Here is a 22,613-nt window from a genome sequence, read left to right as displayed (position 1 = left end):
TCTTCAATTGAACGCGCTTGGCTTAAAGTCGAAGCTTTTCCAATCGGACACCAGTTTCCAGTCACGATCGTTGATTGCATTGATCTGAAAAGGTTTCGGCATCAACGCTGTGTCCAGAATCATCCGCACCGATGCGGTATAGCGCGCGCCCGGATGCACCGCGCGCCGGTCAATCACATGCCAGCCGCTGAGCCGCTGAATCACAGCCAGCGCTTCTGTCAGCGTTGGCAAACCAAAATGTAATCCGCCGCTTGAAATCCGGTATTGACGGGTCAGGGGCTGATACGCCAGCCGAACGCTGCGCTCAACCGAAACGGCGCGCTCGTCGAACCAGTACCAGCGCGCGCGCGTGAGCGTAAAACCCGTCGTAAAGTAGAGGGGAATGCCCTTATTGACCGCTTCTGCAAGATGCTCATTCAAGGTGAAATAGAAATGTGCATCAAGCGCCCAGCCATTGCGATCCGCCTCCAGTTGCGCGCTGCGCACCTCAATGGCGCCCGCCTGCGCGGAAGCATACGCGCCGAACCCGCCGAGCATGCTGGCTATCGCAACGATTGCGCATATCCGCCTCAGAACGGGCGTTTCGCACCGCTGTGCTGGCAAGGCGCGCCTTTGCTGCCAGTGCAAGCAGTGCGACAAGGGGCGCTGCGCCGACCAGCGCGGCAGTGCGAAACGCCTAAGAAGAGAACAAAAAGCCATTTCACCGTTTCAAAAAGCGCGCGTAGAAAAATCCATCGTGATTCTGCTCTGCCGGTGTGACAGAGGGGAGCAATTGGCCCGGCGCAGGCAATCGTACCGCATCGCTTGCGGCGCGCTCAAACGCGCGCGCCTGCGCCTCGCCTTCTTCAGGAAAAACCGAACAGGTCGAATACAGCAATTCACCGCCGGTGTTAAGCAACGGCCATACTGCCCTCAGCATCTGCTGCTGGCGCGCTGCTAACTGCGCGATATCGCTGGCGCGCCGCAGCCAGCGCAGATCGGGATGCCGGCGCGCCACGCCTGAACCCGTACAGGGCGCATCGAGCAGAATCCGGTCGAAGCGGCGGCCATCCCACCATTGCGCGGGCTGCGCTGCATCGCCGACGCAGACCGTTGCGCGCAGCCGCAAGCGTTGTAAATTTGCGTCAATCCGCGCGGCGCGCGCGCCGTCGATATCGAGCGCGACCAATTCCAGATTGGCCAATTCAAGCAGGTGACCCGTCTTGCCGCCCGGCGCGGCGCACGCATCCAGCACACGCAGACCATCACGGACATTCAGCAGCTTTGCTGCGCATTGCGCGCCGGCGTCCTGCACCGATACCAGGCCCTCTTTAAAACCCGGTAATTGTTCGACCGGACGCGGACGGGTCAACTGGATCGCATACTCGTCCGCGGCGAGCGCTGAAATATGGCGCGCGCGCAGATACTCCAGATAATGGGCGACGTTTGTCCTACGCGCATTGACGCGCAGCGTCATTGGCGGATGCGTATTACCTGCGCTCAGAATCTCTTCCCAATGCACTGGCCAGGCAGCGCGCACCGCATCTATCCACCAGCGCGGATAATTCCAACGCGCAACCGGATTGCGCAACACCGCCTTCAGCATCTGTGCGCGCATGCGCAGAAAACGGCGCAACACCGCATTGACCAACCCTTTCGCTGGCTGCCATTGCGCGCGCGCGTCCGCTGCCTGCACCGTCTGGTCAACCACGGTATACGGCGCATACGTCGGATGATCGGCTTCACTCAGCAACGCCAATGCGCAGGCGAGCAGACTCTCCAGCGCACTTTTCAGCGGCTTGCCGGGTGTCGCTTCGCGCTCGCCGTATGAGCTCGCTGCGGGGTCGTCTCCATCGCTTCGCGATGGAGACCTGCTCCGCCCGCATCGATCTCCATACTGTCTTCGCGCTCGCTCCTTGGGCAATCTCACTGAAAAATGCGCTAGCGGCGGCGGCGGGCGGCGCACAAGCGTCGCGATCAGCGCGTCGGTGCGACCAAGTGCGCGCAGCGCCCGGCAGGCCAGGTCCTGAATCGCGCCGCGCGCGGCGGGCGCGTCAATCCGCGTGAATATTCTTGCGAGCGCGGCGGGTAATGCGCCGCCCGCGCGCACCGCGTCAACCGCGTGCGCAGCGCCATCCAGCGCAAATGCCAGCGACTCCGGCGATGTTTTAGGCGGTTTGAAGCGGGTTGAACAACGGTATGACATAATTTTTGGCTTTTTAAGTGCATCCGGCGTGAAAATCTTCCGCAGTCTTCCAGACGCATCGCATCGAAGGCCGTGCGCGTTGATTACCGGCAATTTCGATGGCGTGCACCGCGGTCATCAGGCATTGCTTGCGCGCGCGCGCGAATATGCGGCGGCGCATGGTCTGCCCGTGTACGCGCTGATTTTTGAGCCGCATCCGCGCGAATTCTTCAACCCGGAAGCAGCGCCGCCGCGCATCCAGTTGCTGCGCGACAAACTGGAAGCGCTGCGTGCGCACGGCGTCACGCATGCGGTCGTCGAGCATTTCAATGCGCGCTTCGCCGCGCAATCCGCGCGCGCTTTTGTTGAACGGATTCTAGTGGACGGATTACGCGCGCGCTGGATGCTTGCGGGCGATGATTTCCGGTTCGGGCGCGGGCGCGGCGGCGATTTTTCCCTATTGCAGCAAGAAGGCGCGCGCTTCGGTTTTGAGGTCGCGCAGCAAACGACCGTGACCGATGCGCGCGGCGCGCGCATTTCCAGTTCCGCGATCCGCACGGCGTTAATCGCGGGCGATCTTGAGGCAGCGCGCACGCTATCGGGACGCGCCTATGGCATCAGCGGCCATGTGATTCACGGCGAGAAACGCGGCCGGCTGCTCGGTTTTCCAACCCTGAATCTGCGCATCGCGCCGTCGCGCTTTGCACTGGCGGGCATTTGCGTGGCGCGCGTGCATGGGCTCGCGCGCGAACCGCTGCCCGCGGTCGCCAGCCTCGGCGTGCGTCCGACCGTCGATGATTCGGGACGCATACTGCTCGAAGCGCATGTGCTCGATTGGGACGGCGATGCCTATGGCGCGCGGGTGCGCATTGAATTTTTAAAAAAACTGCGCGACGAGGAAAAATATACGGGCCTCGACGCACTGCGCGCCGCGATCGCGGAAGATGTGGAACAAGCGCGCGCTTTTTTCAAACTCACATCATGAATAAACCTAAATCCCCTTCCGAATCGCCCTATCCGCTGAATCTGCTCAATACGCCTTTTCCGATGCGCGGCGATCTGCCTCGGCGCGAACCAGTCTGGATTGAAGAATGGCAGCGGCGCGGCGTATATCAACAGATTCGGCGCGCGCGCGCGGGCGCTCCAAAGTTCGTGCTGCACGATGGGCCGCCGTACGCAAACGGGGATATCCACCTGGGGCACGCCGCGAACAAAATCCTGAAAGACATGATCGTCAAGGCGCGCACGCTCGACGGCTTCGACGCCGCCTATGTGCCGGGCTGGGACTGCCACGGTCTGCCGATTGAAATCCAGATTGAAAAGCAGCTTGGCCGCGGCCAGCCGCCAGAGCACATTGAGCGCGCCGCGCGCGCGTATGTGCAGACGCAGATCGAGCGGCAAAAAGCGGATTTCCAGCGTCTGGGCGTGCTCGCGGATTGGGAGGCGCCGTACCGCACGATGGATTTCCAAAACGAAGCCGGTACGCTGCGCGCCTTCGCCCGCATTTTTGAAAAAGGTTACGTGTTTCGCGGCTTAAAGCCGGTGAACTGGTGTTTTGACTGCGGTTCGGCGCTCGCTGAAGCGGAAATCGAATATCAAGATCGGGTGGATACCGCGATTGACGTCGGTTTTGCGTTTACGGAACCGGAGCGCATCGCGCAGGCGTTCAATTTGCCTGCTGCTCCGGGTACACGCGGCTGGATTGTGATTTGGACGACCACGCCGTGGACGATTCCGGCCAATCAAGCGCTGAACGTGCATCCGGACCTCAGCTATAGCCTGGTCGAGACACCGCGCGGCCTGTTGATTCTGGCGAGCGAACGGGTCCGCGCCTGCTTGGAAGCGTATCAACTTGAAGGGCGGATTCTGGTCAATGCGCCGGGCCGCGCGCTGGCGGGTCTGCGATTCGAGCATCCACTGGCAGGCAGCCATCCGGGTTATCGCCGCTGCGCGCCCGTCTATCCGGCTGAATATGTGACGTTGGCCACCGGCACCGGCATCGTCCACGCTGCGCCCGCGTATGGCATTGAAGACTTCAACGTCTGTAAAGCGCACGGGCTGGCCGATGCCGATATTCTGAATCCAGTGCGCGGCGATGGCCGCTACGCGGAAGACTGGCCATTGTTCGGCGGTCGTTCAATTTGGGACGCGAATCCCACTATCGTCGCCGCGCTCGACAAAGCGGGCGCAGTTTTCAGAGCCGAGCGGCATCCGCACAGTTATATGCATTGCTGGCGGCATAAAACGCCGCTGATTTACCGCGCCGCTTTGCAATGGTTCGCGGGGATGGATATTACGCCGCGCGATGGCGGCAAAACGCTGCGCGAGTCCGCGCTTGAAGGCGTCGCGCAGACGCGCTTTTATCCCGCCTGGGGCCAGGCGCGGCTGACCCAGATGATTGCGCACCGGCCCGACTGGACCCTGTCGCGGCAGCGTCAATGGGGCGTGCCGATTGCCTGCTTTATCCACAAGGAGACGGGCGCGCTGCATCCGCGCACGCTGGAATTATTTGAAGCCGTTGCAGAGCGCATTGAACAACACGGCATCCGTGCCTGGCACGCGCTTGATCCGCGCGAACTGATTGGCAATGACGCGGAGCAATACGTAAAAAGTCGGGACACGCTCGATGTTTGGTTTGATTCGGGTACCACTCACTGGCACGTGCTGCGCGGCTCGCATCGGCATGTGCTCGGCTGGCCCGCCGATTTGTATTTGGAGGGCTCAGACCAGCACCGCGGCTGGTTCCATTCCTCGCTGCTCACCGCGGTCATGCTCGACGGCCAGCCGCCGTATCAGGCGCTGCTCACCCACGGGTTTACCGTGGATGGCGAAGGTCGCAAGATGTCGAAATCGCTCGGCAATGTGATGGCGCCGCGGAAAATCGCCGACGCGCTTGGCGCTGAAATGATCCGCCTGTGGGTCGCGTCCACCGATTATTCAGGCGAACTGTGTATTTCCGATCAAATCCTGCGTCATGTCGTCGAGAGTTACCGGCGCATCCGGAATACGGTGCGTTTTCTGCTCGCCAATCTGTCCGATTTTTCTTTCGCGCGAGATGCGCAGCCGGTTGAAGACTGGTTTGAAATCGACCGCTACGCCGTCGCGCTGGCCGCTCAACTCCAGCAGGAATGGCTGGCGCATTACGCACGCTATGCGTTCCATCCGGTCGTCGCCACAGTGCAAAGCTTCTGCTCGGAAGACCTGGGCGGTTTTTATCTGGATATCCTGAAAGACCGCCTCTATACCTCGGCCTGCGATGCGCGCGCGCGGCGCGCCGCGCAAACGGCGCTCTATCACATTGCGCATGGCCTGCTGCGCATGATCGCGCCGTTTCTGTCATTCACCGCGGAAGAGGCTTGGCGCGTTTTCCAGTCCGAAGCCTCTTCTATCTTTACGCAACGGTGGCATCTCTATCCGGATATTCCAGACGCCTGCGCGTTGCTGGACACATGGCAACTGCTGCGCGCCATCCGCGCCGATGTGATGCGCGCGCTGGAGGCGGCGCGCGAAGCGCGCAAGATCGGCTCATCGCTACAGGCGCACGTTGAAGTGCGCGCATGCGGCGCGCGCTATCAGGCGCTTGCCGGTCTGGGCGATGATCTGAAATTCATGCTGATCACGTCCGCGGCAACGGTGATCGAAGCGCGCTGTCCAGATGAGGAAGGCGTGACGGTGACGCCTTCGCCTCACCCGAAATGCGCGCGTTGTTGGCACTATCGGGCGGATGTCGGCGCCGATTCCGCGCATCCGGCGCTCTGCGGGCGTTGTATTCAAAATTTGTTTGGCGCGGGAGAAAAGGACAGAATGCGCGTTTAGAGCATTTTTCAGCGGCTTGCCCTGTGTCGCTTCTGCGTGTTCGGTATTCGGGATCGCTGCGGGGTCGCCTCCATCGCTGTACGATGGAGACCTGCTCCGCCCGCATCGATCCGAGCTCGCTGCGGGGTCGCCTCCATCGCTGTACGATGGAGACCTGCTCCGCCCGCATCGAGCTCCATACTATCTTCGCGCTTGCTCCTTGGGCAATCTCACTGAAAAATGCTCTAAAACATGGATGTGTCCTCCATTCTTTATCTCTTCAGTCTGGCCGCCGGCGCTGCAGTCGTCACAGCATTGATGATCTGGCTTTCGCTGCGCGCCGGATATGCGCAGCGAATGGCAGTCGATCTTCCCAACCGCCGGTCGCTGCACGCGCGCGCCACGCCCCGGATCGGCGGCTGGGCGCTGATACCCGTGGCGGTTGCAGGCGCGTTCATTTGGGCGCGTCCGCTTTGGCCAGTCGCATGGATGACGCTTGGACTGGCATTGATCTCTTCTTTGGATGACTGGCGCGGGCTTTGCGCGCGCGCGCGTTTCATCGCGCACGTGTTAGCCGCAAGCGGCTTGCTACTGCTGTATCCGCCGTCCGCTCAATGGGCATGGATCATGATGGTCTTTTTTCTGACCTGGGGCATCAATGCCTATAATTTCATGGATGGCGCCGATGGGCTGGCCGGTGGAATGGCCCTTCTGGGCTTTAGCGCCTATGCTGCCGCCGCGTCTTCGACTGCGCCCGATCTTGCGATCAGCGCGGCGCTCACGGCGGGCGCAGCCAGCGGGTTCTTATGCTTTAACTGGCCGCCCGCGCGGGTCTTTCTGGGCGATGCGGGCGCGGCTCCGCTCGGTTTTCTGGCCGGCGCATTGGGATATATCGGAACGATGCGCGGCGTTTGGGGGGGCGCTTTTCCGCTGACGGTGTTCGCGCCCTTTATTCTGGACGCATCGATTACCCTGGGCCGGCGTGTGCTGCGCGGCGAGAAGTTCTGGCAAGCGCACCGCGAACACTATTACCAGCGAATGATCCGGATGAGCAAGGGTCATGCGATCACAGTACGCATCTGGTACGTTGTGATGCTGCTCGGCGCAGGATTCGCTTTGGCGGGACTGCGCATTGGCATTCAGGCGCAATGGATCATATTTGGACTCTGGAGCGGCGCGCTTTTAATGTGCGGATGGGAAGTTGATCGGCGCTGGCATGTCTGGACCCGGCTGAACAGGCTCTAGAGCATTTTTCAGTCAATTGGCCCGAGGAGCGAGCGCGAAGACAGTATGAACAATACGGCGAGCGCGAAGCAACATAGGGAAAATCACTGAAAAATGCTCTAATGCACGCATCATGGACTTTATATTCCGTTATCGGGCCGCCTGGCTTTCATTCATTGTCTGCATTTTTGATCTGGGCGCAGTTGCCGCCGTCTGGCTGCTTGCCTACGTAGCCCGTTTTAACGGCGAGGTTCCGCCTGAATTCTGGCAAAGCGCGCAACGGCATCTGCTCTGGATATTGCCATTGCATGGTCTTGTCTTCCGCGTCTTTGGCCTGTATCGGGGCATGTGGGTTTTCGCCAGTCTGCCTGACCTGCTGCGGCTGGGCAAAGCGGTCCTCACCGGTGCCTTGCTGATGATCATTGGCGCCGCTTTGTTCCAGCCTGCGCCTGCGATACCGCGCTCGGTATGGATTCTGACGCCGCTTTTTCTGCTGCTGTTGATGGGCGGCTCGCGCGCGCTATACCGTACCGCGAAAGAACTCCATCGTTATGGTGGGTTGCGCGCGCAAGGCACGCCGGTGCTTGTGCTGGGCGCGGGCGCTTCGGGGGCCAACCTGGCGCGCGAATTAATGCGTTCCAGCAAATGGCGCCTGGCCGGGCTGCTGGACGATGCGCCGGATAAGCAGCGCCGCGAAGTGCATGGTTATAAAGTATGGGGGCCGATCAGCGAGCTGCCGCGGTGGTCTGAAGCGCTTAAGGTCAAACACGCCATTATTGCGCTGCCCTCCGCGCCGCTCGCGGTCCGCCAGCGGATTGCGACGCTGTGCGTCCGCGCGGGAGTGCGCGCGCTGGTTCTGCCTGCGCTCACGCCGCTGACTGAAGGGCAAGAGGTCCTGTCGCACGTGCGGAACATCGACCTGGAAGATTTACTGCGGCGGGAACCCGTCACCATTGATGCTGATCATGTGGCCCTGCTGCTCAAGAACCGGGTGGCGATGGTCACGGGGGCGGGAGGCTCCATTGGCGCCGAGTTATGCCGCCAGATTCTGCATTTTGCGCCGGCGCAACTGATTGCATTTGAAATTTCCGAATATGCGATGTACCGGCTGACTGAAGAATTATCGTATGCGTTCCCTGGTCTTCCAGTGACGCCCATCGTCGGAGATGTCAAAGATACATTGCTGGTTGATCATGTGATGCAGCGCTATTGCCCCCATATTGTCTTTCACGCCGCCGCCTACAAGCACGTGCCGCTGATGGAAGAATTCAACGCCTGGCAGGCGGTGCGCAATAATGTGCTGGGCACATGCCGCGTTGCGCGCGCCGCCATCCGTCATCGCGTCGCGCGCTTTGCGCTGATTTCCACCGATAAGGCGGTCAATCCGGTCAGCGTGATGGGGGCTAGCAAACGTCTGGCTGAAATGGTCTGCCAGACGCTCCAGAAAAACAGTGTCCATACGCAGTTTGAAACGGTCCGCTTCGGCAATGTGCTCGGCAGCATGGGCAGCGTGACGCAGAAATTCCAGGAACAGATTGCGAGAGGCGGGCCCGTGACGGTTACGCACCCCGAAGTGACGCGCTTCTTTATGACGATTTCAGAAGCGGTGCAATTGGTGTTGCAAGCGTCCAGCATGGGGCAAGGCGGCGAGATTTTTATTCTGGATATGGGGCATCCCGTGCGCATCGCCGACCTTGCCCGTGATTTAATCCGGCTGTCCGGATGCTCCGAAGCGCAGATCAAAATTGTCTACACAGGTTTGCGCCCCGGCGAAAAGCTCTATGAAGAACTGCTTGCGCAGGATGAAACCACGCGCCCAACGCATCATGCAAAACTGCGCATTGCGCGCGCGCGTCCCTCGCCCGATGATTTGTTCGACGCCTTGATGCCCTGGCTGCTGCGCCGGGATACGCCAGCCGACGATGAAGTGCGGCGCGATTTGCGCCGCTGGGTGGCAGAATATGCGCCGTGTACCGCCCCCGCTTTGACGGCTGTTTCTTCGATGGAAATCGCATCATCCCAGGAATTTCTCTTCCGTAGGTCCATCCTGTGAACACGCTTCCCTTAGTCATCGATCTGGATGGCACCCTGATTCACACGGATTTATTTCTGGAATCCTGTTTTACATTAATTCGCACGGATCCGGCGCGCGCTTTCCATCCATTCGTATGGCTCACGCGGGGAAAAGCATACCTCAAAGCAAAGCTCGCGCATCGCGCGGACATTGACGCGACTTGCCTGCCTTATAACACACAGGTGCTCGCGTTGATCCGGGAAGCGCGCGCTCAGGGCAGGCCCGTCGTACTGGCGACGGCCAGTCATCAAATTTACGCCAATCGCGTTGCCGCGCATTTACAATTGTTTGACCGGGTTTTGGCGACTGAAGACTCGACCAATCTGTCCGCTCACAATAAACGGAATCGGTTGATTGCCGAGTATGGCGAAGGCGGATTTGACTATTGCGGCAATGCGCATGATGATTTACCCGTATGGGCTGCGGCGCGCCGCGCCTATCTGGTGAATCCCCAACCGGGGGTCGAAGCCAAGGCGAAAGCGGGCGGCAATGTGCAGCGCGTCATTCAGACCCCGCGCCGTCGAATCCAGAGCTGGCTGAAAGGTTTGCGCCTGCATCAGTGGGTCAAAAACCTGCTGCTCTTTGTCCCGTTACTGGCAAGCCATCGGCTCAATGAGGCGGCTCTGCTGGTCAAGGGATGCCTTGCCTTCTTCTTGTTTGGACTGTGTGCATCCAGCGTTTATGTGCTCAATGACCTGCTGGATCTGGCCCATGACCGGCGTCACGCTATAAAACGTGATCGTCCATTTGCATCCGGAGATTTATCCATTGCCGCGGGAATATTCACTTTCCCGCTGCTGCTGGCCGTTTCTTTTACAGGCGTGGCCTTATTTCTACCGGGCCGCTTTACCGCTACGCTCGCTGCTTATTACGCTCTGACGCTCGCTTATTCAATTGCATTGAAGCGTCAGATGGTCGTCGATATCATCACGCTGGCGCTGCTTTACACATTGCGCATTATTGCGGGCGCATTCGCGTTTCAAATACCGTTGACTTTCTGGATGCTTGTCTTCTCAATGTTCATTTTTTTGAGTCTGGCGCTGGTCAAGCGCTACGCTGAATTGAAAGAGGCGCGCAAAAAAAATAAAAGCGCCCAACTTCGGGGGCGTGGTTATATCGCGGATGACTTAGAAATGATCGCTACGCTAGGCGCTGCATCCGGTTATCTCTCTGTCATGGTGCTGGCGCTTTATATTCAGGAGACTTCCACGGCAGCGCTGTACCGCGCCCCGCAATTGATTTGGCTTGCGTGCCCGCTGCTCCTGTTTTGGATTAGCCGGACCTGGCTACTCGCGCATCGCGGTCAAATACATGATGATCCGGTCATCTTTGCTGTCAAGGATCGCGTTAGCCTGCTCGTCGGTCTTTTATTCGGCGCAGTCTTCTGGATTGCGACATGAGCGCTGTTCAGCGTTTATCGTGGGGGCGCTATCCAGCGCATCCTCAAACGCTTCACGCTGTCCATTGGCGTTGCGATCTGCCGCATACGCTCTCTGCGATTGTGCACACGCACAGTACGACGCTGCCGTTTGGCAATGGCCGAAGTTACGGCGATAGTTGCCTGGCCGCATCCGATCATGCGCTGCACATGCGCGCGCTGGACCGTTTTATCGCTGCGGATTGGGAAAAGGGCCTCTTGATCGCCGAAGCGGGCCTCACTTTGGAGGAGATTCTGACGCTCTGCATGCCGCGCGGCTGGTTTTTACCGGTCACGCCTGGCACGCAATATGTCACGCTCGGCGGCGCGCTCGCCAACGATGTGCATGGCAAAAATCACCATGTGCGCGGTACGCTTGGCCGGCATGTCCGCCGGTTCAGTCTTATCCGTTCGGACCGTCTCCCGCTCATCTGTGCGCCGGAAGAGAACACCGAACTGTTTACGGCAACGATTGGCGGTCTCGGAATGACGGGCTTAATTGAATGGGTCGAGCTGCAATTAATGCCGATTCAATCCAGTCAGATTGACACGCTGACATGCCGCTTCGGCGCGCTGGACGAGTTTTTTGCACTCTCCCGCGAATTCGATGCGCGCCATGAATATTCCGTCGCGTGGATCGATTGTTTGGCCAAAGGCGCCTCATCCGGACGCGGCGTGTGGATGGCCGGCGATCATGCGCCTGACGGCCCGTTGACGATCAGTCGGAAACGCCGCTGGACGGCGCCCTGTACGCTGCCCGTATCCGCTGTCAATTCCTTGACGCTGCGGTTGTTCAATACGCTTTATTATCACCGGCATCCGTCCGCGCAACAAAGGCGCGCTGTCTCCTATGAAAGCTTTTTTTATCCGTTGGATGCCATATCACAGTGGAACCGTTTGTATGGCCCGCGCGGTTTTCAACAATATCAATGCGTGATTCCAGAGCGTTGCGCCGAAGCGGGCATCGCTGAACTGTTGCGAGCGATTGCGGATTCAGGCCGCGGATCGTTTTTGGCGGTTTTGAAACGCTGCGGCGATCTTCCATCGCCGGGCCTGTTGTCCTTTCCAATGCCGGGCGTCTCGCTGGCACTGGATTTTCCGCAGCGCGAACGCGTCAACCATCCGCTCTTTGACCGGCTGGATGCGATTGTTCGACACGCGGAAGGAAGACTGTATCCAGCCAAGGATGCGCATATGTCCGGCGCGGACTTCCGCCGTGCGTATCCCGCCTGGGAACGGATTGAAGCGCTGCGCGACCCCGCTTTATGCTCGCGCTTTTGGAAACGGGTGACACAGATATGAAAAAGATATTGATCATCGGCGCAACGTCCGGCATCGCCGCTGCGTGCGCCCGCTTGTGGGCCGCTGAACGCGCCGAATTGTTTCTCGTTGGGCGTAATGCTGAGAAACTGCAACAGACGGCGGACGATTTAACGACGCGCGGCGCAGCGGCCGTGCACACGCACACGCTCGACCTGAATCAGTTTGATGCGCATCCGGCCATGCTCGACGCGGCGTTCAGCCAGTTCGGGCAGATCGATATCGCGCTCATCGCGCACGGTACATTGCCCGATCAAAAAGCGTGCGAACACAATGTCGATCTGGCGCTGCAGGAATTCTCCAACAATGGCTTAAGCGTCATTGCGCTGCTCACTGCATTAGCGCCCCGGATGGAAGCGCAGCGGCGCGGAACCGTTGCGGTGATTTCATCCGTCGCCGGAGATCGTGGACGGCCGTCCAACACTTTGTACGGCGCTGCCAAAGCCGCCGTCAGCGCATTCTGCGAAGGACTGCGCGCACGTTTGTTCAAATCCGGCGTGCACGTGCTGACGATCAAACCGGGCTTCGTCGCAACGCCGATGACGCAGGGACTGCCGCTGCCGAAGCCGCTCGTGGCTTCAGCGGAGAAAGTCGCGCGCGTGATTCTGCGCGGCATTGAACGCCGATCCAATGTCATTTATGCGCCGCGTTTTTGGGGCGGCATGATGTGGGGGATTAAAGCCATCCCGAATTGTGTTTTTAAGCGATTGACGTTATGAGAAATATAAGCTTGGCTTTCACGCGTTGGGCTTTCGCTTTTTCAAGCGCCCTCCAGAGAATTCCCGCGCCGATCACTTGGTTCGCCTTTTTACTGACCGCTGGCGCGCTATTGGCGCTGCGCAGGCCGGATGAGTTATTGAATCCTTATGTATGGGCTGAGGATGGGGTTGTCAATATCCGAGATTTTATTGATTATGGCGCACGCTCCATTTTCCATACGGTTGCAGGTTACTTTGTCCTTGCGACCAAACTCATTAGCGTCACCGCGCTCTCAATATCATTTAAGCATTATCCAGTCATTGCCAATTGGCTTTCATTTAGTTTTGAGTTGGCTGTCTTGTGTTGCATTTGGAAAGCGCCCACGAATCTTGCGGGTAAAGCACTGTGTGCATTCATGGTTTTGCTTCATCCGAATGGAGGTGAAAACTATATTGTTCCGCTCACTGCGTTCTGGCATGCAACTTTGCTTGTGCCTCTGGCTTTATTATGGAAAAAAGAAGCCGATCATCTTAGGCATCGCTGGATTAGGTCAATATTTATCGTTTTAGGGGGATTATCCTCTCCAGTCATTATCCCACTTTCTCCGTTATTTTTATGGAGAGCTTATAAGGAAGGGCGAAAGGAATGGCTATTTGCAGGCTTGGCGCTGATCTGCGCTGCAATTCAGATGTTTGCCATCATCACTTATGGAATGGCGGGAGATAAACAAGGCCCCGGAGCGCTGGTGCAACTGCTCTCTTTAATTGACTCAAATGTATTTATTGATTTCATCAATAAATTTATCGGCTACGCATTTTTTTATCCTAATCAATATAGACCATATATTATATACTTAACTTTGTCCATATTGGCAATTTTGATCATTTCCATCTCTCTACGCCTAAAGCAGCTTAGCCAAACATTCTGGCTATTGCTATGTATGTTCTTTTCCTCTGTAGCGCTATCTGTTGTACGAGTTTCTGTTTCAATTATTGATCCATATTTGGCAGGCCCTCGTTATTTCTTTTATCCGTATATTTTTTTATATTGGGTAGTAATTTACTTAATCGTTTATAGTAGATTTTTCTTTTCAGTCATTTTGTCACTGCTTCTGGCACAAGGCATCTATACAACAGCTTCATTGCCCTATATCCGTTCAATAGATCGATTCGTATGGAAAGATTATGTAGAACAATGTAAAGCGTCTACTTTTTCTGAGTTTGTTTTCCCTATTCATACGTCCGGAAGCAGTAAAGATGTATGGACCTTAAAAGTTTCGCCTGATGACTGCAGGAGACTTCACTGACTCATGCAAATATCACTATTTGAGGATATAAACGCAAAATCATCAGACTCTGCGTCGAACAGGAATGAAATGTCAAAAAAACTTTATTATTTACATTTATCAAGAATAGTTCTTGCAGGTCTCTTATTTGTTACAATTATAGCGATTTTTGTTCCTTTTATGCCTTATATGCCCTCCTCTGGGCTAGATCCATCCTGGGTATACGGCACAAATCAGGCCGTTGCACAAGGGCTAATTTTCGGCAGAGATTTTATATTTACAACGGGCCCTTATGGATCCATTTACACGAAGGCTTTCCATCCCGCCACGGATTATTTAATGCTCATAGGCGGTTTTTATCTGAGTATTTGTTACGGATTACTTATTCTCTTTTTATTAAAAGAAACCATCTTTGAGATGGACGATTATCCTGTGTGTATTGTTAACAGGTTTCATATTTTCTAGAGATACGTTATTGTGTCTGTACCCTTTATTAGCCGCTTTGTCCGTCTTCCAGCTGACGCTCCCAAATAGCTATGAAAATAAGATCGCAGCGCCTGCTCACTTATTGCCCTGGGCGATTCTGCTGTTTTCTCCGCTGGGATTATTACCTTTGATCAAAGGGTCTTTCCTTCCTATTTGTGTTGCAGTAGAAATATTATGCGCATTCATGTTCTTATACAAGAAAGACAAGAAGCTCGCAGCGATTTCGATATTGTCTCCTTCACTTTCTCTAGCTTTCTTCTGGTTGATTTCCGGCCAATCGCTTTATGGATTGCCTGATTACTTTTTAAATATATCCCATGTCATTTCTGGCTATAGCGAAGCTATGTCGAGCACAGGAGGGTTCTATAGCCAGATCCCTTACTACATCATTGCAGTCAGTAGCATTCTATTGGTTATAGGAAAATCAAAGGATATTCCTTATATATCTAGAGCTTTTTTATTGCTATCCTTTTCGTTGTTTTTATTCATTTCATTTAAGCATGGTTTCGTCCGTCATGACGCTCATGCAACGATTGCCGGGAGTGCAATTATTATCTCGGCCATCCTGTTCGCAGTCACATTGCGTCATAAATATTTGTTTATTGTTTTTTTCTTGTCCGTTCTTTCATGGGCTTATATTGACAAAGACTTTATCGGCTCCTCAACGAAAAGCTTTTTTGAAAATATAAAAGGCACTTATATGAGTGCCTATGATGGAATCAAAGCGAGGCTGTTTAATAAAGAGCGCTTATATGAAAACTTTAATGAACGTCTATTAGAAATAAGCCAAGAAGGCGCAATACCAAGGCTGAATGGCACAACCGATATTTATTCGTACAATCAGTCCTATTTGTTAGCTGCTGGCAATCTCTGGTCTCCCCGCCCTGTTATCCAAAGTCACGGCGCTTACACACCAAAGCTTGCCCGACTAAATGAATTACATTTATTAAGCGAGAGAGCGCCTAACAATATTGTTTTCAAAGTAGAGCCTATTGATGGAAGGCTAGCTTCTCTTGAAGACGGCTTAAGCTGGCCTATACTCATTTACAACTATATACCTTTTAAATTAGAGAAGGATTTTGTTTATCTGCGAAAGAAAATCTCACGCAATGTCCGACCCGCCCGCACGGAGATACTCAACCAAGAACATCGGCTTGAAGAAACGAGCCGCCTTCCAAATACAGAGCTACCCCTATTTGCTGAAATAGATATTCATCCGACTTTGTTAGGACGACTGCTCTCCTTTCTATACAAGCCTAGCGCACTGGAAATTTCAGTTAAGCTGAATAATGGAATTAAAAAAAATTTTAGATTGGTTGCAAGCATGGCAAAAACTGGATTTTTGCTGTCTCCGCTCGTAGAAAACACAACAGAATTCGCTTATTTATTTAGCAATCGAAATTTACTGCTCGACAAGAATGTACAATCCGTTCGAGTGCGCTCTTCCGATCACACAACCCTGTTATGGAATTCCCGTTATCGCCTAAAGCTCAGCCGTCTTGAGTTAGCGCACTTAGATATCCATAAACTGCTTAAATTCAATACCATTCATCCAGCAATCCCCGCTCAGACGGCTCAACCTGCATCTTCAGTGAACTGCGATGGCGTAATTGACTGGATCAATGGAATCTCTCCTTCTCCAAAAGGGATGCGTATATCCAGTCTTTTAAATGTAAACGGCTGGCTTTCTATATCTTCTAAAGAAGGGATCGTTCCAGAACATATCTTTGTCACGCTGACCGATACGTTTGGGAAAACTCTATACATAGAAACGCGCCGCACGCCGCGTAACGACGTTAAAAATCATTTCAATCAGCCTAATATGCCCGATGTAGGCTATGAGATGGTTGCCGATATTTCTCAATTAAAAGGGGAGTATGTGCTTGGATTATCTCGAATATATAAAAATCAAATCGAGCATTGCCAGAATCTTAATGTACCCGCCTATATCAAATAGAATGGAAAGAGTCCGCTCAATGCTTCAACGAGCTCACCCTCCAGTCGTATCGGAAATTTGGATATGAACAGATCTGCTCAAAAAGAAAATGTCGCTATTCTTGGCGCGGGCCCAATGGGTTTAGCCGCTGCCTATCAATTGGTTCAAGAAGGTTACCCGCCCGTGATTTTTGAAGCCGACGACCGGATCGGCGGAATGACGGCGGCGTTTGACTTCAACGGTTTGACGATTGAGCGGTATTACCACTTCCATTGCATTTCGGATCATGCGTTTCTCCAGACACTTGACGAACTCGGTTTGGCCGACAAAATGCATTGGGTTGAAACCAAGATGGGTTATTGGACTCAGGGCAAACTCCAGCCGTGGGGCAATCCGCTCGCATTGTTGAAGTTTCAGGGATTGAGTCTGCCGGCCAAGATTCGCTATGGGCTGCATGCCTTTGCGTCAACCAAACGGAACGATTGGCGAGCGCTGGACGGTATTAACGCAACGCGCTGGATTAAGCGTTGGGTGGGTCAAGAAGCGTATGATGTTCTCTGGCGCACATTGTTCGACTATAAGTTCTACGAGGAGGCCGATCACTTATCCGCCGCCTGGATATGGAGCCGCATCCGGCGGATTGGCCGTTCCCGTTACAACCTGTTCCGTGAAAAACTGGGCTATTTGGAAGGCGGCTCGGAAACGCTATTACAAGCAATGAGATCGTTTATCGAGACGCGGGGCGGCGAATTCCGCCTGAAGTGCCCGGTCTCGCGCGTTGTGTTTGAAAATAGGCAGACGCGCGGCGTTGAGGCGCAAGGGAAATTTCACCCATTTCATAAAGTCATCAGCACGGTCCCGCTGCCGTATATTCCGCGCCTCATGCCCGGTTTACCCGAAGATATTCTGTGCAAATTTAAAGCGGTCAAGAATATTGCCGTGGTGTGCGTGATTGCTAAATTGAAGCGCGCGGTGAGCGGGAACTTCTGGGTGAACGTGAACGATCCGCATATGGATATTCCGGGGCTGGTGGAATATACCCACTTAAGGCCGCTCGACCATCACATCGTTTATGTACCATTTTATATGCCCGGCGCGCACCCCAAATTTCAGGAACCCGATCAAGTCTTTCTGGACAAAGTCCAGCGTTATCTCTTGACGATCAACCCCGCACTCAACGCGGATGACTTGATCGAGCTGCGCGCGAGCCGCTACCGCTCTGCGCAGCCCGTCTGCCCGCCGCATTATCTGGACACTCTACCGCCCGTCGAACTGCCGGTTAAAGGACTGTGGGCTGCCGATACGTCCTATTACTATCCAGAAGATCGCGGCATTTCAGAGAGTATTGAGTTTGGAAAGAAGATAGCAACGCAGGCGATTGCATGATCCGGCATTTTTTTTCAAAGCAGTTCTTAATCTATTTACTGATGGGTGGTACTGCGACAACGGTTAATTTTGGCGCGCGCATTTTGTTCAATCTCTGGTTCAGCTTTTCAACGTCCATACTTCTTTCCCATTTCGCTGGAATGGCAATCGCTTTCAGTTTAACCAAAGTATTCGTTTTCAAGCACAGTCAGCAAAATTTTCTTCACTCGATATTCTTGTTCTGTTTGGTCAATCTCATTACGATCATTCAAACTTGGCTCATCAGTATGGGATTTGCGTATTACCTCTTGCCAGCGTTTCATATTACTGCATTGATTCATGAGATATCGCATGCGGCCGGCATTGGGCTGTCTGTATTCACCAGCTATCTCGGTCACAAATATTGGAGTTTCCGCTAGAACATTTATATGAATTCATTCCTCTTTGCTGTCCATGATATTCGGGAGTCGTTTTCTCATACCCAGCTCTGGTTATGGACGGGATTGCAGGATATCAAGCTGCGTTATCGAAGGTCGGCTCTAGGGCCCTGGTGGCTCACCATCAGCACGGGGATTCTGGTTGCCGCAATGGGCATTTTATATGCCGGGATTTTTAAACATACGATTTCTGACTATTTACCAAATTTCGCTGTCAGCTATATTTTCTGGATTTTTTTCTCAGGTCAAATCAATGAATCTGCAACGGCTTTTACGCAGTTCGAAAATATTCTAAAGCAAACGCGGATTCCATTACTTTCCTGTGTACTACGGATTTTGACCCGTCATGTCATTATTCTTTTACATAATGCACTGATTATTCTGATTGCTTTCATGATATTCGGTTTCAAATTTTCTCTGAATCTCATTTACTTTTTGCCCGCCTTTTTTATTTTCCTACTTTTTTTACTGTCAATATCCGTTGCCGTTGGTATTCTATGCACACGGTATCGAGACATGGTACAGCTCATCTCTTCCATGCTCCAGATCCTCTTCTTTCTATCGCCCATTCTCTGGAAGACCGAGATACTGGAACATGGCGCCCAATCCCTTATTGTTAGGATTAATCCGATTTTTTATTTAATGGAGACCGTTCGGCGGCCATTATTTGGCCTGACAATCACTTTCGACCTGTGGAATGGCGCTCTCCTTTGTACGGCAATATCTATTTTAACCTCTGCGTTTCTGTTTCTTAAATATCGTGCACGCATTACTTATTGGTTATAACTCATATTCTAAAAATGGCAAGGATCCATATCAAGCGGCTGCAAATCGATTTTCCAATTTACGGCGCAACCCACCGTTCTTTGAAAAAATCTCTGCTGAATCTGGGTACCGGCGGAAAAATCTCGACACTGTCGGAGAAAATCACGGTAGTCAAAGCACTCGATGATATTTCCCTCGATGTGAAGGCCGGCTGCCGTCTCGGCTTACTGGGGCATAATGGCTCAGGAAAAAGCACCTTGCTTAAAGTACTGGCAGGTGTTTACTTACCCACAGGCGGGCAGGTCTGTGTCGAGGGCCAGGTGGCTGCTCTGCTTGATATTTCTCTGGGAATGGACGATGAAGCGAGCGGTTATGAAAATATTCTGTTAAGGGGCGTCTACCTTGGCGTTCCCCCCAAACAGATGCAGTCTAAAGTGGAACTCATTGCTGAAGAGAGCGGGTTGGGAGAATATCTGCATTTGCCGATTCGGACGTATTCGACCGGAATGCGGATGCGTTTAGGCTTTGCCATTTCCACTTCAATTGAAGCGGATATATTACTGATGGATGAATGGCTTTCGGTGGGCGATGCTGAATTCAAGGAAAAAGCGGGCCAGAAATTACAGAAAATCATCCAGAAAGCCAAGATTCTTGTGTTGGCCTCACATCAGGAGGAATTGATCCATCAAATTTGTAATCGGGTGATCACGTTGGAGCGGGGGCGAATCGTTTCGGACCGGTGTTTATAGTTTTTTTATTTTAGGAATTCTATAACCTATGCATAAACTTATTTCTAAACGCTTTGCTCAGCTTATTTATTTCAGTGGCATTCATAGACTACTCTGTGCCGTTCAAGATCGATTGGTCTATTGGCTTCGAGACTATTGGAAGAAATCCCACCTGATCGTTCTTGGAGAAAAAAAATCCAACCGTCTGGCGATCTTTTCTATTTATCAATTGAGCGATCTTTCAGTATTTATAGAGTCTCAACTCGATTATTTAATCAAGCTGGGATATGATGTTGCGGTTGCCGTCCCGCACGAACTGAGACAAGCGGATCAAGACTATCTCGACCAGCGCTGCCGTTTCCGGATAATGCGCCAAAATGTCGGAAGAGATTTTGGCTCATACAAAGATGCGATTCTCAAAGTAGGATTCGATAGGATTTCTGAATACCAGCGCGTTTTACTCATTAATGACAGTATATTTTTTCCAATGGGTGACACTGGGGCATTTGAAAAAATTTTTTTCGCATCCAGGTCTGACGTTATTGGACTCTGCGAAAATACAGATTATCACCGTCATATTTCTTCTTTTTTTATTGATATTGATACAAAAGTTTTTTGTCAACAAGAAGTTAAACAATATTGGGAAAAGTATAAACCCTATAATTCCCGTCTTTATGTTATTCGGAAAGGAGAATGCTATTTCAGCAGGGTGTTATATAAATCAGCCCGCAGTATCGATATACTCTACTCAAAAGAAAAAGTCATCAATGATTTGATATCCTTTTTTGAGTCTTCAGGTGCTATACAGTATTATCCATTTTTTTATTTGCTGTGCGATGTATATTTTTATCCGATCAAGAAGACTTTTATAAATAACCGAAAAATTAGTATCGAGATGATACGGCTGGTATTTATCGATTTCCTCAGAAAAATTCTGGAATCCAGTAGTAATCCTCACTCATTCGGAATACCTTTGGTCATGATATGTCATGCCCCGTTTCTAAAACGCGATTTGTACTATCGTGAAATGGTCGACTTGGCGCAACTCGCATTGATGTTTGATATTCTGCAATATCCGTTTAAAGAACAGACGCTCTTTGAATATCGCAGAAGAGGTTCCCTCAGTAATCAAACGCTGTTCAGGCAAGTCATGATTCAAATTGGCGTACTTTAAACTCAATTCCGGACCTCAGAATCAGGAGATCAAAGCCTAACGCGCATCACCCGCTCAGCAGGGCAACTTAAAACCCGACGGCAGCGATAGCGCGCTCGCAATACTGCCGATTTCCTCTTCAGCCGCTGCGCTGGCCTTGCGCAACGCGTCATTAAACGCAGCGGCAACCAGATCTTCAAGCATCTCTTTATCTTCGTCCAGCACACTGGGGTCGATGGATACGCGCCGCACCTCGTGGTTACAGCTCATGACGACCTTCACCAGTCCCGCGCCCGCGGTCCCCTCCACTTCGATCAACGCCAGCTTCTGTTGTTTTTTCTGCATTTCTTCCTGCATTTGCTGGGCTTGTTTCATCAAGCCCGCCAGTTGGCCTTTCATCGTGACAAAACTCCTTAAGGATTGAGGTATTTTCAGAACTTGTGCGCGATCTGATCGATCACTGCACCGAACCTGGAATCAGCGTGGCGCCGAAGTCGCGCGCGAGTTGCTTGACGAAAGGGTCTTGCTTGAGCGCACGCTCGGCGTCCTGCTGGCGTTGCACAGCGGCTTGATCATCCACGGAACGCACGCCATTTAACACCTCCAACGCTGCACGGGCGGGCGAGGCGCTGCGTGCCTCTGTTTTTGACGTTGTTTGAGGCGTGCGGCAATCATTGGCATCGACAGCGCAAAACGCAAGCATTCTGAGCAATGTCATTGTAAAACCCGCGTATTCGTCCGGCGCCAGCCCCAGCTCACTGCGTCCAATCGTGACAATCTGATAATAGAGTTGCACCTCTTCGGGCGGCAATACGCCCGCAAAGCGGCGAATCTCTTCACCATTCACCTCGGCATCGGGAATGGAGTCCGGCGCATATTGGCTCCACGCAATCTGATGCAGCAGACTCGCCAGATCTTGCAGCGCGTGCGCAAACGATACACTGTGCGCTGCCATTTCATCTGCAAGCTCAAGCACAGCGGCGCCGTTGCGTTCCACAACCGCATCGAGCAACTGAACCAAATAACGCTGCTCCACTGCGCCGAGCATCTCCCGGATCGCTGCAAGGCTTAAGTCGCGCGCCGCATACGCGATGGCCTGGTCCGTCAGTGATAATGCATCGCGCATGCTGCCGTGTGCCGCGCGCGCCAGCAAATGGACTGCGCGCGGCTCAAAACGCACATTTTCCGCGACGAGTATTTTTTCAAGCGCTGCAGAAATTTGCTCGGCCGGCATTTGCTTCAGATTGAATTGAAGACAACGCGATAGCACGGTGACAGGAATTTTTTTGGGATCAGTGGTCGCCAAAATAAATTTGAGATGCGGCGGCGGCTCTTCAAGCGTTTTCAGCATCGCGTTAAAGGCGTGATGCGTCAGCATATGCGCTTCATCGATCATATAGACCTGAAAGCGCGCGGCGACCGGCGCGTAGATCGCGCGCTCAAGCAATGCAGACATTTCATCGACGCTCCGGTTGGAAGCGGCATCCATTTCAATATAATCCACCGAGCGCGTCGCATCGATTTCAACGCATGTTTGACATTGGCCGCATGGCGTTGCGCTAATGCCCGTCTCGCAATTGAGCGCCTTGGTCAGAATGCGCGCTAATGTGGTTTTTCCAACGCCGCGCGTGCCGCTCAACAGATAGGCATGGTGCAGTTGCTGCCGCTCAAGCGCATGCGTGAGCGCCTTAACCACATGCGCTTGCCCAACCAGTGAGGCAAAGTCTTTTGGCCGCCACTTGCGCGCAAGTACTTGATAAGTCAT

The 22,613-nt window shown here is 53.4% G+C and carries 18 protein-coding genes and 1 pseudogene; 15 read left to right on the top strand and 4 right to left on the bottom strand.

Annotated features, from left to right (window positions below; genetic code table 11):
- Nucleotides 1-3: 3 nt before the first annotated feature.
- Nucleotides 4-537, bottom strand: a complete 534-nt coding sequence (locus CAGGBEG34_RS05165) for a DUF4390 domain-containing protein (RefSeq protein ID WP_006682764.1) — start codon at nucleotides 535-537, stop codon at nucleotides 4-6.
- Between the two features lie 163 nt (nucleotides 538-700).
- A complete protein-coding gene (gene rsmB, locus CAGGBEG34_RS05160) occupies nucleotides 701-2,185 on the bottom strand; it encodes a 16S rRNA (cytosine(967)-C(5))-methyltransferase RsmB (RefSeq protein ID WP_042688161.1) in 1,485 nt (494 codons plus the stop codon).
- A gap of 28 nt (nucleotides 2,186-2,213) precedes the next feature.
- Between rsmB and CAGGBEG34_RS05155 the strand changes: the two genes are divergently transcribed.
- The 15 genes from CAGGBEG34_RS05155 to CAGGBEG34_RS05090 all read left to right on the top strand — a co-directional run bounded on the left by CAGGBEG34_RS05155 (nucleotide 2,214) and on the right by CAGGBEG34_RS05090 (nucleotide 20,869).
- Complete coding sequence (locus CAGGBEG34_RS05155; RefSeq protein ID WP_006682762.1) at nucleotides 2,214-3,149, top strand: bifunctional riboflavin kinase/FAD synthetase; 936 nt, start codon at nucleotides 2,214-2,216, stop codon at nucleotides 3,147-3,149.
- Nucleotides 3,146-5,980: an isoleucine--tRNA ligase gene (ileS, locus tag CAGGBEG34_RS05150; RefSeq protein WP_006682761.1), complete on the top strand. Its 2,835-nt coding sequence runs from the start codon at nucleotides 3,146-3,148 to the stop codon at nucleotides 5,978-5,980. The genes CAGGBEG34_RS05155 and ileS overlap by 4 nt, the downstream gene beginning before the upstream one ends.
- A gap of 231 nt (nucleotides 5,981-6,211) precedes the next feature.
- A complete protein-coding gene (locus CAGGBEG34_RS05145) occupies nucleotides 6,212-7,204 on the top strand; it encodes an MraY family glycosyltransferase (RefSeq protein WP_006682760.1) in 993 nt (330 codons plus the stop codon).
- A 112-nt stretch (nucleotides 7,205-7,316) separates the two neighbouring features.
- Nucleotides 7,317-9,236 (top strand): polysaccharide biosynthesis protein, encoded by a 1,920-nt coding sequence (locus tag CAGGBEG34_RS05140; RefSeq protein WP_006682759.1) that lies wholly within the window; start codon nucleotides 7,317-7,319, stop codon nucleotides 9,234-9,236.
- Nucleotides 9,233-10,657, top strand: coding sequence for a UbiA family prenyltransferase (locus CAGGBEG34_RS05135; protein WP_006682758.1), 1,425 nt, complete (start codon nucleotides 9,233-9,235; stop codon nucleotides 10,655-10,657). Before CAGGBEG34_RS05140 ends, CAGGBEG34_RS05135 begins: the two co-directional genes overlap by 4 nt.
- On the top strand, nucleotides 10,654-11,976 hold the full coding sequence (locus CAGGBEG34_RS05130; RefSeq protein WP_006682757.1) for an FAD-binding oxidoreductase: 1,323 nt from the start codon (nucleotides 10,654-10,656) through the stop codon (nucleotides 11,974-11,976). The genes CAGGBEG34_RS05135 and CAGGBEG34_RS05130 overlap by 4 nt, the downstream gene beginning before the upstream one ends.
- Entirely contained in the window at nucleotides 11,973-12,713 is a 741-nt protein-coding gene (locus CAGGBEG34_RS05125; RefSeq protein ID WP_006682756.1) for an SDR family oxidoreductase, read from the top strand. The genes CAGGBEG34_RS05130 and CAGGBEG34_RS05125 overlap by 4 nt, the downstream gene beginning before the upstream one ends.
- Nucleotides 12,710-13,999 (top strand): hypothetical protein, encoded by a 1,290-nt coding sequence (locus CAGGBEG34_RS05120; RefSeq protein WP_006682755.1) that lies wholly within the window; start codon nucleotides 12,710-12,712, stop codon nucleotides 13,997-13,999. The genes CAGGBEG34_RS05125 and CAGGBEG34_RS05120 overlap by 4 nt, the downstream gene beginning before the upstream one ends.
- A gap of 69 nt (nucleotides 14,000-14,068) precedes the next feature.
- The gene (locus tag CAGGBEG34_RS09645; RefSeq protein WP_050009323.1) at nucleotides 14,069-14,443 is read left to right on the top strand and encodes a hypothetical protein; all 375 of its coding nucleotides are present in this window, start codon (nucleotides 14,069-14,071) and stop codon (nucleotides 14,441-14,443) included.
- 37 nt (nucleotides 14,444-14,480) lie between these two features.
- On the top strand, nucleotides 14,481-16,421 hold the full coding sequence (locus tag CAGGBEG34_RS09640) for a hypothetical protein (RefSeq protein WP_203224837.1): 1,941 nt from the start codon (nucleotides 14,481-14,483) through the stop codon (nucleotides 16,419-16,421).
- Between the two features lie 63 nt (nucleotides 16,422-16,484).
- A complete protein-coding gene (locus tag CAGGBEG34_RS05110) occupies nucleotides 16,485-17,786 on the top strand; it encodes an NAD(P)/FAD-dependent oxidoreductase (protein WP_081463754.1) in 1,302 nt (433 codons plus the stop codon).
- Nucleotides 17,783-18,184 (top strand): GtrA family protein, encoded by a 402-nt coding sequence (locus CAGGBEG34_RS05105; RefSeq protein WP_006682752.1) that lies wholly within the window; start codon nucleotides 17,783-17,785, stop codon nucleotides 18,182-18,184. Before CAGGBEG34_RS05110 ends, CAGGBEG34_RS05105 begins: the two co-directional genes overlap by 4 nt.
- Nucleotides 18,185-18,193: 9 nt before the next feature.
- A complete protein-coding gene (locus CAGGBEG34_RS05100; protein WP_006682751.1) occupies nucleotides 18,194-18,988 on the top strand; it encodes an ABC transporter permease in 795 nt (264 codons plus the stop codon).
- A gap of 14 nt (nucleotides 18,989-19,002) precedes the next feature.
- Complete coding sequence (locus CAGGBEG34_RS05095; RefSeq protein ID WP_006682750.1) at nucleotides 19,003-19,716, top strand: ABC transporter ATP-binding protein; 714 nt, start codon at nucleotides 19,003-19,005, stop codon at nucleotides 19,714-19,716.
- 28 nt (nucleotides 19,717-19,744) lie between these two features.
- Nucleotides 19,745-20,869 (top strand): rhamnan synthesis F family protein, encoded by a 1,125-nt coding sequence (locus CAGGBEG34_RS05090; RefSeq protein ID WP_006682749.1) that lies wholly within the window; start codon nucleotides 19,745-19,747, stop codon nucleotides 20,867-20,869.
- 54 nt (nucleotides 20,870-20,923) lie between these two features.
- Here CAGGBEG34_RS05090 and CAGGBEG34_RS05085 read toward each other — a convergent pair whose 3' ends face one another.
- Complete coding sequence (locus CAGGBEG34_RS05085; RefSeq protein WP_006682748.1) at nucleotides 20,924-21,247, bottom strand: YbaB/EbfC family nucleoid-associated protein; 324 nt, start codon at nucleotides 21,245-21,247, stop codon at nucleotides 20,924-20,926.
- Between the two features lie 292 nt (nucleotides 21,248-21,539).
- A pseudogene (gene dnaX / locus CAGGBEG34_RS05080) lies at nucleotides 21,540-22,613 on the bottom strand (DNA polymerase III subunit gamma/tau); the annotation flags it as partial.

The organism is Candidatus Glomeribacter gigasporarum BEG34 (assembly GCF_000227585.1).
GTDB lineage: Bacteria > Pseudomonadota > Gammaproteobacteria > Burkholderiales > Burkholderiaceae > Glomeribacter > Glomeribacter gigasporarum_B.
The sequence above is the reverse complement of the archived record's forward strand: the minus strand, read 5'-3'. Positions and strand labels throughout refer to the sequence as shown.

What these genes read in the sequence shown, in the direction of transcription:
- CAGGBEG34_RS05165 (WP_006682764.1), bottom strand. Translation starts at nt 537, where the DNA reads ATGCTCGGCGGGTTCGGCGCGTATGCTTCCGCGCAGGCGGGCGCCATT.
- CAGGBEG34_RS05125 (WP_006682756.1), top strand. Translation starts at nt 11,973, where the DNA reads ATGAAAAAGATATTGATCATCGGCGCAACGTCCGGCATCGCCGCTGCG.
- CAGGBEG34_RS05090 (WP_006682749.1), top strand. Translation starts at nt 19,745, where the DNA reads ATGCATAAACTTATTTCTAAACGCTTTGCTCAGCTTATTTATTTCAGT.
- CAGGBEG34_RS05120 (WP_006682755.1), top strand. Translation starts at nt 12,710, where the DNA reads ATGAGAAATATAAGCTTGGCTTTCACGCGTTGGGCTTTCGCTTTTTCA.
- rsmB (WP_042688161.1), bottom strand. Translation starts at nt 2,185, where the DNA reads ATGTCATACCGTTGTTCAACCCGCTTCAAACCGCCTAAAACATCGCCG.
- CAGGBEG34_RS09645 (WP_050009323.1), top strand. Translation starts at nt 14,069, where the DNA reads ATGTCAAAAAAACTTTATTATTTACATTTATCAAGAATAGTTCTTGCA.
- CAGGBEG34_RS05105 (WP_006682752.1), top strand. Translation starts at nt 17,783, where the DNA reads ATGATCCGGCATTTTTTTTCAAAGCAGTTCTTAATCTATTTACTGATG.
- CAGGBEG34_RS05145 (WP_006682760.1), top strand. Translation starts at nt 6,212, where the DNA reads ATGGATGTGTCCTCCATTCTTTATCTCTTCAGTCTGGCCGCCGGCGCT.
- CAGGBEG34_RS05085 (WP_006682748.1), bottom strand. Translation starts at nt 21,247, where the DNA reads ATGAAAGGCCAACTGGCGGGCTTGATGAAACAAGCCCAGCAAATGCAG.
- CAGGBEG34_RS05095 (WP_006682750.1), top strand. Translation starts at nt 19,003, where the DNA reads ATGGCAAGGATCCATATCAAGCGGCTGCAAATCGATTTTCCAATTTAC.
- CAGGBEG34_RS05100 (WP_006682751.1), top strand. Translation starts at nt 18,194, where the DNA reads ATGAATTCATTCCTCTTTGCTGTCCATGATATTCGGGAGTCGTTTTCT.
- CAGGBEG34_RS05110 (WP_081463754.1), top strand. Translation starts at nt 16,485, where the DNA reads ATGAACAGATCTGCTCAAAAAGAAAATGTCGCTATTCTTGGCGCGGGC.
- CAGGBEG34_RS05140 (WP_006682759.1), top strand. Translation starts at nt 7,317, where the DNA reads ATGGACTTTATATTCCGTTATCGGGCCGCCTGGCTTTCATTCATTGTC.
- ileS (WP_006682761.1), top strand. Translation starts at nt 3,146, where the DNA reads ATGAATAAACCTAAATCCCCTTCCGAATCGCCCTATCCGCTGAATCTG.
- CAGGBEG34_RS05130 (WP_006682757.1), top strand. Translation starts at nt 10,654, where the DNA reads ATGAGCGCTGTTCAGCGTTTATCGTGGGGGCGCTATCCAGCGCATCCT.